General features: G+C 57.9%; 1 protein-coding gene. It reads left to right on the forward strand.

Translation table 11 applies throughout. From position 1 onward, the window contains the following. Positions 1-137: 137 nt before the first annotated feature. Positions 138-363, forward strand: a 226-nt coding sequence (locus QWI16_RS07455) for a hypothetical protein (RefSeq protein WP_302712171.1), incomplete at its 3' end; no start/stop codon positions are given.

A 363-nucleotide genomic window follows, 5' to 3' on the forward strand; every position in this document is an offset into this window, starting at 1 on the left:
CCCCGCCTCATTGCCCACCACGAAGAGTATCGAGAAGCCGACAAGTCGGACTTCGCATTACAAGGTTGCAGCGGCATGAAGTTCGAGGTCGGGGAACCGGAGGCCATTGTTACCTAATTCGCTTGGGAGAGGGAAGAATGAGTGTCTGGGTTGGCCTCGATATCGGCTCACGGACTTCGGTCGTTGGGGTGCGTAAAGATGGCCGCACTGCCGGTCAGTGGGATATCGCTCAAACCCCTGCCGGTCGCAAGGCTGCGGTGAAAAAGCTGCAGGCGCTCAAGCCTACGTCGATCGTGATGGAGGCGACCGGGATCTATTACCTGGACTTGGCCATTGAGCTGCACGCTGCTGACCTACCTGTTT

Origin of the sequence: Gilvimarinus algae, assembly GCF_030518215.1 — a bacterium.
In the GTDB taxonomy this organism is placed as follows: domain Bacteria; phylum Pseudomonadota; class Gammaproteobacteria; order Pseudomonadales; family Cellvibrionaceae; genus Gilvimarinus; species Gilvimarinus algae.